The sequence below is a fragment of the Streptomyces sp. C36 genome, from assembly GCF_040932295.1.
Lineage (GTDB): Bacteria > Actinomycetota > Actinomycetes > Streptomycetales > Streptomycetaceae > Streptomyces > Streptomyces triculaminicus.
Genome location: NZ_JBFQGI010000018.1, coordinates 1 through 10917 on the forward strand (window position 1 = coordinate 1; position 10917 = coordinate 10917).

Consider the following 10917-nt stretch of genomic DNA (forward strand, 5'->3'; position numbering starts at 1 on the left):
GCACACCCGCCAACGCCACCCGATCAGCGACATCGCAGGCCGTGACCGTGATCTGCGCCCCGTGGCCAGACAGCTCGTCGACCAGATCGGCCATGCCCTCGGCCTCGAGGCCACGGCGGCTGAGGAGCAGCAGATGCCGGACGCCATGGGCGGTCACCAGGTGCCGGGCCACCAAACGACCCAACACACCCGAAGCACCCGTCACCAACACCGTGCCATCGGCATCGAAAACAGGCTCGTCACCCGACGCGGACTCCGGCACCTCGGCGCGCACAAGACGAGGCACGAACACCTCACCACCACGCACCACCACCTGAGACTCGCCCACACTCAACGCGGCAGAAAGCGACGCCTCCTCATCACCCGCATCGACATCCACCAGCACAAAGCGGCCCGGATTCTCCGACTGCGCCGACCGCACCAAACCCCACACAGCTGACTGCCACGGATCCACACCACCGGCCACAGCACCACGCGTCACCACGACCAGACGCGAACCCGAACGTTCAGGCTGATCATCGGCCAACCACTCCTGCACCAACCCCAACACCCGATACACACCAGCAACACCACCGGCATCACCAGCACGCACAACCACCACATCAGCCGGCGAAGCGTCATCGCCCACGCCGTCCGACACCGGACGCCGCACCCACTCCACCCGATAGAGCGACTCCTGCCCGCCACCGCCCCCGACCGCCGCCAGTTGTCCGGCGCTCACCGGCCGCAGCGTCAGCGACTCGGCGGTGAGGACCCGGCCGCCGGCGGCGTCCGTGACGAGCAGCGATACGGAATCCGTACCGGCCGGTGACAGGCGTACTCGTAGGGCGTTCGCGCCGGTGGCGTGCAGTTCGACGCCGTCCCAGGCGAACGGGATCCGGGCCCGGCCTGGGTCCTCGACGAAGTTCCCGAGGCCGACGGCGTGCAGGGCGGCGTCCAGCAGGGCCGGGTGGACGCCGTAGCCCGCGGCGGCGACGCCTTCGGGCAGCGCGATCTCGGCGAGGACCTCGTCGCCGTGCCGCCACGCGGCACGTACGCCCCGGAACACGGGCCCGTACTCCAGGCCCAGGCCCGCCATCCGCTCGTACAGCGCGTCGGTGTCGACGGGGACGGCGCCCGGCGGCGGCCACTCCGTCGTCGGCTCGAACGGCGTGGTCCGGCTCGTGGTGACCGTACCCGTGGCGTGGCATGTCCAGGGGATGTCCTCCGCGGCCTCGTCCGGCCGCGCGTACAGGCGTACCGCGCGGCGGCCGGCGTCGTCGCTGTCCACGACGACCTGGAGCCGGACGCCGCCGTCGCCGTGTGCGGGCAGGACGAGCGGCGTGGACAGGGTGAGTTCTTCGAGGTGGTGGCAGCCGACCTGGTCGCCCGCCCTGATCGCCAGCTCGACGAGGGCCGTGCCGGGGACCGGCGTGACGCCCATGACGGTGTGGTCCGCGAGCCACGGGTGGGTGGCCGTGGAGAGCCGGCCGGTGAGCAACAGGCCGTCGTCGTCGGCGAGGGTGACGACGGCGCCGAGCAGCGGGTGGTCGGCGGTGCCGAGGCCGGCGTGGCCGAGGTCGCCGGTGACGGGGCGCGTCTCGAGCCAGTAGCGGTCGCGCCGGAAGGCGTACGTGGGGAGGTCGACGCGGCGGGCGCCCCGGTCGGCGAAGACGGCCGGCCAGTCGAGGGCGACGCCGTGGACGTACAGCCGGGCCACGGCCGTCGTGACGGCGGCGTCCTCCGGACGATCCGCGCGCAGGGCGGGGACAGCCACCACACCCGCGTCGTCGTCCACAACGCCCTGGACCAGAGCCGCCAGAACGCCACCCGGGCCGACCTCGACGAAAGCGGTCACGCCTTCGGCGACCAGCGTCTCGACGGCGTCCGCGAACCGCACCGCATGCCGCACATGCCGCACCCAGTACTCCGGGTCGCGCAGCTCATCCGCCGACACCACCCGGCCCGTCAGCGTGGAGACGATCGGGACCGACGGCGCGGCGAACGTCATCCGTTCCACCACGGCGCGGAAGTCGGCCAGCATCGGCTCCATCAGCGGCGAGTGGAAGGCGTGCGACACCGACAGCGCCTTCGTCCTGCGCCCCTGGGCCGCGAGCCGCGCCACCACCGGCGCGACCGCGTCCTCCGCACCCGAGATCACCACCGCCGTGGTCCCGTTGACCGCCGCGATCCCCGCCCGGTCCTCGGAGCCGGCGAGCAGCGGCAGCACCTCGTCCTCGGACGCCTCCACCGCCACCATCACACCGCCTGCCGGCAGCGCCTGCATCAGACGACCGCGCGCCGCCACGAGCGCCGCCGCATCGGCCAGCGACAACACACCCGCCACATGCGCGGCGGCCAGCTCGCCGATCGAATGCCCGGCCAGGAAGTCCGGCCGTACGCCCCAGGACTCCACCAGTCGGAACAGTGCCACCTCGACGGCGAACAACGCCGGCTGCGCGAATTCCGTACGGTCCAGCAGCCCGTCGGCGCCCTCGTCCAGCATCACGTCCCGCAGCGACCACTCGAGGTGGACGCCGAATTCCGCGCACACCGCGTCGAAGGCCTTGGCGAAGGCGGGGAAGGACGCGTACAGCTCCCGGCCCATGCCCGCGCGCTGGCTTCCCTGTCCCGAGAACAGCATCGCCACCGTCTGCCGAGGAGCCACCGGGCCCTCGATCACACCGGCCGCCGCCCCGTCGCCTCGGGTCAGCGCCTCGAGGCCGCGCACGAGTTCCGCCCGGTCCGAGGCCACCACGGCGGCGCGGTGGTCGAGCGCCGCGCGTGAGGTGGCCGATGACAGGCCGAGGTCGGCCACGGAGTACCGGGGGTGATCGGTGACGTGGGTGAGCAGGCGGGCGGCCTGGTCCCGTAGGGCGGCCGCGTCCGTGGCCGAGAGCACGACGGGCGTGGGCAGGGGGGTGGCCGCGGCGGGTTCCTCGTCGGCCGGTTCGGGCTCGGGGGCCTCTTCGATGATCGTGTGGGCGTTGGTGCCGCTGAAGCCGAAGGAGGAGATGCCGGCCCGTCGCGGACGCCCCTCGGCGTCCGCCGTCCACTCGACCGGCTCGGTCAGCAGCCGCACCTCGCCCGCCGCCCAGTCCACATGCGGCGACGGCTCGTCCACGTGCAGCGTCTTCGGCAGCACACCGTGCCGCATCGCCTGCACCATCTTGATGATGCCGCCCACACCCGCCGCGGCCTGCGTGTGCCCGAGGTTCGACTTCAGCGACCCCAGCCACAGCGGACGGTCGGCGGTGCGCCCGCGCCCGTACGTGGCCAGCAGGGCCTGGGCCTCGATCGGGTCGCCCAACGTCGTCCCCGTACCGTGCGCCTCGACCACGTCCACGTCGACGGCCGACAGCCCCGCCGACTCCAGCGCCTGCCGGATGACGCGCTGCTGCGAGGGGCCGTTGGGGGCGGTCAGGCCATTGCTCGCACCGTCTTGGTTGATGGCGCTCCCCCGGACCACGGCCAGCACCTCGTGCCCCTTGCGCCGCGCGTCCGACAGCCGCTCCACGAGCAGTACGCCCACGCCCTCTGCCCAGCCCGTGCCGTCGGCCGCGGCCGCGAAGGGCTTGCAGCGGCCGTCGGCCGCCAGGCCCCGCTGGCGGCTGAAGTCCACGAACGCCGTGGGGTTGGACATGGCCGTGACGCCGCCGGCCAGGGCGAGGTCGCACTCGCCCTGCCGCAGCGCCTGCACCGCCAGGTGCAGAGCCACCAGCGACGACGAGCACGCCGTGTCGATCGTCACCGCCGGGCCCTCGAGCCCGAAGGTGTAGGCCACCCGGCCGGAGACGACGCTGGCCGCGCTGCCCGTACCGATGTAGCCCTCGACGTCCTCGACGGCATGCTGCAGCACGGAGGAGTGATCGTGGTACATGACGCCGGCGAACACGCCCGTGCGGCTGCCCCTGAGGGAGGTGGGGTCCATGCCGGCCCGCTCGAACGCCTCCCAGCAGCTTTCCAGCAGCAGCCGCTGCTGCGGGTCCATGGTCAGCGCCTCGCGCGGCGATATCGCGAAGAGCCCGGCGTCGAACAGGCCGATGTCGTCGAGGAATCCGCCTTCGCGCACGTGACTGGTGCCGCGGGTCTCCGGGTCCGGGTCGTAGAGCGCCTCCAGGTCCCAGCCGCGGTCGGCGGGGAATTCCGTGATGGCGTCCCCGCCGTTCTCGAGCAGGCGCCACAGGTCTTCGGGAGACCTGACGCCGCCGGGATACCGGCAGCTCATGGCCACGATGGCGATCGGCTCCTGCCGTGCGGCGTCGAGCTCCTGCAGTCGCTCGCGGGCCTCGTGCAGGTCCGCCGTGACGCGCCGGAGGAAGTAGCGCAGCTTGTCTTCGTTGTTCACCTGAGGGTCGTTCACCTGAGGTCACCTCTTGCGGAAGGCCCGGGAGCGGAGCCGAAGCCGGCGGATTCGTCGAATGCGTTGTGGGTACGGGAGTTGGCGGCCAACTCCCCGGGTCAGGAGATCCCGAATTCCTTGCCGATGAAGTCGAACAGCTCGTCATCGGTCGCCGCGTGCACGTCGTCGGCCACCTGGTCGGTGGTCCCGCCGGTCGCCCACTCGGCCGCCATGCCCCGCAGTCTCGAGGCGATCTCGGAGCGGTGTGCGTCGTCGTCCGCCGCCGTGGACCGGGCCGCGGCGGCCCGCAGGGCCGTCTCGATCCTCTCCAGCTCCGCGAGGAGCGTGGTGACGTCCCTGTCCGCAGGGACGGCGGCGGTCTCGGCCTGAGCCTGGGCCTGGGCCTGGGCCTGGGCCTGAGCCTGGGCCTGGGCCTGGGCTTCGGCCTCTGCCTCGGCCTTGAGGTGGTCCACGAGCTCGCCGGGCGTCGGATAGTCGAAGATCAGGGTCGGGGCCAGCCTCAGTCCGGTGTCCTTGGCCAGCCGGTTGCGCAGTTCCACGGCCGTCAGCGAGTCGAACCCGAGGTCGCGCAGCGCCTGCCCCGGCCGTACCGCCTGGGGCGAGGGGAGACCGAGGACGGCCGCCACATGCCCGCACACCAGGTCCAGCAGCAGCTTGTGCCGCTCGGGTTCGCCGAGCCCGGCCAGGCGCCCGGCCAACGAGGGCGTGCCGGCCGTCTCCGTACCCGCCGTCGCCCGCGCCGTGCGACGCGCCGGCACGCGCACCACGTCGCGCAGGAGCGGCGGGAGCGCGCCGGCCGCCGCCTGGGCGCGGAGTTCCGGCTGGTCGAGCTTTACGGGCACGAGCGCGGGGTCGGGTCCGGCGAGGGCCGCGTCGAGGAGGGCGAGCCCCTCCTCCGTGGACAGGGGCAGGACACCGCTGCGGGCCATGCGGCCACGGTCGGCGTCGCTCAGCTCCCCCGTGATCCCGCTGCTCTCCTCCCACAGCCCCCAGGCCAGCGACAGGGCCGGCAGCCCGGCCGTACGCCGCTGCCGGGCCAGCGCGTCCAGGAAGGAGTTCGCGGCGGCGTAGTTGGCCTGTCCCGGGCTGCCGAAGACGCCGGCCGCGGAGGAGAAGAGCACGAACGCCGACAGCTCCATGTCACGGGTCAGCTCGTCCAGGTGCAGGGCGGCGTCCACCTTGGGAGCGAAGACGCGGTCGACGCGCTCGGGCGTCAGGGACGCGACCACGCCGTCGTCGACGACGCCGGCCGCGTGCACGACCGCCGTCAGCGGGCTCCCGGCCGGTACCGACGTGGCCAGGACACCGGCCAGCGCCTCCCGGTCGGCGACATCGCAGGCCGCCACGGTCACCCGGGCTCCGCGTGCCGTGAGCTCCGCCTCCAGCTCGGGCATACCGGCGGCCGCGCCGCCGCTGCGGCTGACCAGCAGCAGGCTGCGTACGCCGTGTTCGGCCACCAGGTGCCGGGCGACGAGCCGTCCCAGCGTGCCCGACGCGCCGGTGACGAGAACCGTGCCGTCGGCCGGGAAGGCGGAGCCGTCCGCGGCGGAGGCGGGCCCGTCGCCGGGAGTCGCCTCCGGGGCGCCGGCCGGTGCCCGTACGAGACGGGGTACGAGCACCTGGCCGTTGCGCACCGCGAACTGCTCCTCGTCCGCACCGAGCAGTGCGGGCAGGGCGCGGACGGAGGCGGCGTCGCGGTCCAGGTCGGCCAGGACGAACCGGCCCGGGTTCTCCGACTGGGCGGACCGCACCAGCCCCCAGACGGCGGCCTGGGCGGGGTCGATCTCCTTGTCGTCGTTCCTCGTGACCATCGCGTTGCCGGTCAGCACCACGAGCCGGGAGTCGGGCCGCCGGTCGTCGGCGAGCCACTGCCGCAGCAGCTCCAGCATGCGGTGCGCGGTCGTGTGGACGTGGCGGACGGGGTGATCGCCGTCCGGGCGAACTCCCGCCGTCGCGAGGACGACCACCGGCGGCACGTCCCCCGCCGCCTCGGCCTCCCGCGCGACGCTCGCCAGGTCGGCGTGGAACGTCGCGGGTACGCCCGCCGCCTCGAAGGCCGCGCGCAGCCCGTCGTCGTCACCGATGACGGCCCAGGGCGCGGTCACGGTACGGGGCTCGGGCGGGGCGGCGACGAGTCCGCCCGGGTCCACGGTCCGGACCGGGGTCCACGGCATCCACTCCACGCGCAGGAGCGCGTCATGGCGACCGGACCCGCCCGCGGCCCGCGCCAGCTGCTCGCCGGAGACCGCTCGCAGGACGAGGGAGTCGACGGACGCGACCGGACGGCCGGAGTCGTCGGCGACCCGCAGCGAGACGGTGTCGGGACCGGAGGCCGTCAGACGGACCCGCAGGGACGTGGCGCCCGTGGCCCGCACGGTCACACCGTTCCAGGAGAACGGGATCCGGCCCTCCCCGGTGTCGGGGAGCAGCCCGCCCAGACCCACGGCGTGCAACGCCGCGTCGAGCAGGGCCGGGTGGACGCCGAACCCGGTCACCGCCGTCCCTTCGGGCAGCGCGACCTCCGCGAAGACCTCGGCCACCTCGTCACCGTGCCGGCGCCGCCACAGGCCGCGCAGCCCCTGGAAGACCGGCCCGTACTCGAAGCCGCTCTCCGCCAGCCGCTCGTAGGCGCCGTCGAGTGCGACGGGCTCGGCAGCCTCCGTGCTCGAGACGGGCGGCCACTGCGCCGCCAGGCTGAACGTTTCGGCGAGCTCCTGGGCCTGGTCCTGGGCCCCTGCGTGTTCCGGCGCCTGTGCGACCGTGCCTGTCGCGTGGCACGTCCACGGTGTGCCGGCGTCGGCGTGCTCCGGCCGGGAGTAGATGTTCACGGCCCGACGACCGGCCGGATCGGCGGTGCCCACGACGGCCTGCAGCCGCAGCGCACCCTGCGCGGGGACGACGAGCGGGGCGGGCAGGTGGAGTTCGTCCACGCGATCGCAGCCCACTTCGTCCGCCGCCCGCAGGGCGAGATCGACGAGTGCGGTTCCGGGCAGCAGCACGGTGCCCATGACGGCGTGCTCGGCGATCCAGGGCTGAGCGGACACGGACAGCCGACCGGTCAGCAGCGCGCCTTCGCCGTCGGGGAGCGCCACCGCCGCGCCCAGCAGCGGATGCTCGGCCGCCGTCAGCCCCGCCGACGCCACGTCGCCCGTCGGAACGCCGGACTCCAGCCAGTAACGCCGGTGCTGGAAGGCGTACGTGGGGAGTTCGACGAGCCGGGTGTGGTGGACGGCGAACACGGCGGGCCAGTCGACGGCCGTGCCGTGTACGTGCAGCCGGGCCACGGCGGTCATGACGGCCGCGTCCTCGGAACGGCCGGCGCGTAGGGCGGGGACGGCCGTCACGCTCGGTTCGTCGACGATGTCCTGGACCAGAGCGGCGAGAGCACCACCCAGGCCGACCTCGAGGAAGGCGGTCACGCCTTCGGCCGTCAGCGCCTCGACGGCGTCCGCGAAGCGGACCGCCTGGCGGACGTGCCGCACCCAGTACTCCGGGTCGCACAGTTCCTCGTCCGTGACCAGACGACCGGTGAGCGTGGAGACGATCGGGATGGCCGGGGCGGCGAAGGTCACGCCTTCGGCGACCGCCCGGAAGTCCGCGAGCATCGGCTCCATCAGCGGCGAATGGAAAGCATGCGACACGGCAAGGGCCTTCGTCCTACGGCCCTGAGCGGCGAGCTTGGCGGCAATCTCCGTGACAGCGTCCTCCGCGCCGGACAGCACCACGGAGGTGGGCCCGTTGACGGCGGCGATGTCGGCCTGGTCCTCGTGTCCGGCGAGCAGCGGAAGGACCTCGTCCTCCGACGCCTGCACCGCCACCATCACGCCACCGGCAGGAAGCGCCTGCATCAACCGACCACGCGCCGCCACGAGCGCGGCCGCGTCGGGAAGGGACAGCACCCCGGCGACGTGCGCGGCAGCCAGTTCACCGATCGAGTGCCCAGCGAGGAAGTCGGGCCGTACGCCCCAGGACTCGAGGAGACGGAACAACGCCACCTCAACGGCGAACAACGCCGGTTGAGTGAAACCGGTCTGATTCAGCAGCTCGCCATCGTCACCGAACATCACATCCCGCAACGGACGCTCGAGATGCGCATCAAGCTCGCCACACACCGCATCGAACGCCTCGGCGAACACCGGGAACGCGCCATACAACTCCCGTCCCATCCCCACCCGCTGACTCCCCTGCCCCGAGAACAGGAACGCCAGGCGGCGGCCACCCCCGGAACCATCGTCGGTCGCGTCCGTCAGCTCCGCCAGCGCGGCCAGCAGCTCGTCGCGGGTGCGGCCGACGACGGCAGCGCGGTGGTCAAGGGCCGCGCGCGACGTGGCGAGGGAGAAGCCGATGTCGGCGGGCTGGAGGTCCGGGCGCTCGGCGACGAAGGAGGCGAGGCGTCGTGCCTGATCCCGCAGCGCCTGCTCGTCCTTGGCCGAGAGCACCCACGGCACGGCGGTTGTCGCCTCGCCCCGCTCGGCGGGTCCGGTCGGCAGAGCGGCCTCCGTGGCGTCGGGTACCTCTTCCAGTACGACGTGGGCATTGGTGCCGCTCACGCCGAAGGACGAGACCGCCGCGCGGCGCGGACGGCCGTCCGCCGTCCACTCGACGGGTTCGGTCAGCAGCCGTACGGAGCCGGCCTCCCAGTCGACGTGGGACGTGGGTTCATCGACGTGGAGGGTGCGCGGCAGCACGCCGTGCCGCATCGCCTGCACCATCTTGATGATGCCGGCGACGCCGGCGGCGGCCTGCGTGTGCCCGATGTTGGACTTGACGGAGCCCAGCCACAGCGGCCGGTCCTCGGAGTGCCCCTGCCCGTAGGTGGCCAGCAGGGCCTGTGCCTCGATCGGGTCGCCAAGGGTGGTGCCCGTGCCGTGTGCCTCGACCGCGTCGACGTCGGCGGCGGTCAGGCCGGCCGATGCCAGGGCCTGCCGGATCACCCGCTGCTGGGCGGGGCCGTTGGGGGCGGTGAGGCCGTTCGAGGCGCCGTCCTGGTTGACGGCGCTGCCGCGTACGACCGCCAGTACGCGGTGGCCGTTGCGCCGGGCGTCCGAGAGGCGCTCCACGAGCAGCATACCCGCACCTTCGGCCCAGCCGGTGCCGTCGGCGGACGAGGAGAACGCCTTGCAGCGCCCGTCCGCGGACAGCCCGCGCTGGCGGCTGAACTCGACGAACGTGTCCGGTGTGGCCATGACGGTCACACCGCCGACCAGCGCCATCTCGCACTCGCCCTGCCGCAGCGCCTGCGCCGCCAGGTGCAGAGCCACCAGGGAGGACGAGCACGCCGTGTCCACGGTCACCGCCGGGCCCTCGAGTCCGAAGGTGTAGGAGACGCGGCCCGAGGCGACGCTGCCGGACGTCCCCATGCCGAGATGTCCTTCGACGCCGTCGGGCACGACGGCGAGCCGGCTGCCGTAGTCGTGGTACATGACGCCCGCGAAGACGCCCGTGCGCGAGCCGCGCAGCGTCGCCGGGTCGATACCCGCCCGCTCGAACGCCTCCCACGACGTCTCGAGCAGCAACCGCTGCTGCGGGTCCATCGCCAGCGCCTCACGCGGCGAGATCCCGAAGAAGGCCGCGTCGAAGTCACCGGCCTCGTAGAGGAAGCCGCCCTCGCGCGTGTAACTCGTACCGACGTGGTCCGGGTCCGGGTGGTAGAGGGACTCGACGTCCCAGCCACGGTCCGACGGGAAGCCGCCGATGGCGTCACCGCCCTGGCTGACCAGTTGCCACAGCTCGTCGGGCGTCCGTACGCCCCCCGGGTAGCGGCAGCTCATGCCGACGATGGCGATGGGCTCGTCGACGGGGACGGCCGTCGCCGGCACCGGCATCGGCTGCCGCTCCTCGACGGAGGAACCGAGCAGATCGTTCATCAGGTGGTGCGCGAGTGCTTCGGGAGTGGGGTGGTCGAAGACGAGCGTCGCGGGGAGGCGGAGGCCGGTGGCGGCGTTGAGGGCGTTGCGCAGTTCGACGGCGGTGAGCGAGTCGAAGCCGAGGTCCTTGAACTGCCTGTCGACGGTGACGGATCCCGCCGTCGCATGCCCCAGTACGGCCGCGGCCTGCTCGCGGACCAGGTCCCGCAGCGTCTCGAGCCTGTCCGCCTCGGACAGCCCGTCCAGGCGCCGGGCCAGAGCGGACCGTCCAGCGTCCGCCTGCTGGGCGGTTTCCACGGCGCGACGCGCGGGAGTACGTACCAGGCTCCGGAAGAGCGGCGGCAGGGCGCCGGACCGTGCCTGCGCCTGCAGGGCGCCGAGCTCGAGACGAGCCGGCACCACGACGGCGTGCTGGGCGCGGGTCGCGATGTCGAAGAGGGCGAGCCCGTCCTCGGTCTCGAGCGCCTCCAGGCCGGAGCGGGTGATGCGGTGCTGGTCGGCGGTGCCAAGAGCACTGGTCAGGGTGCTGGTCTCGGCCCACAGCCCCCAGGCCAGCGACACCGCCGCAAGACCCTCGGCCCGCCGCTGCTCGGCCAAAGCATCGAGGAAAGCATTCGCCGCCGCGTAATTGCCCTGCCCCGCACTACCGAACACACCAGCAGCCGAGGAGAACAACACGAACGCCGACAAGTCCATGTCCCGCGTCAA

At 73.2% G+C, this 10917-nt stretch carries 2 protein-coding genes; both read right to left on the minus strand.

Features of this window, described 5'->3' with window-relative positions; all coding sequences use genetic code 11:
- A partial coding sequence (locus tag AB4K12_RS31090) for a type I polyketide synthase (RefSeq protein ID WP_368438131.1) occupies nt 1-4342 on the minus strand: 4342 nt, incomplete at its 3' end.
- A 98-nt stretch (nt 4343-4440) separates the two neighbouring features.
- Nucleotides 4441-10917, minus strand: a 6477-nt coding sequence (locus AB4K12_RS31095; protein WP_368438133.1) for an SDR family NAD(P)-dependent oxidoreductase, incomplete at its 5' end; no start/stop codon positions are given.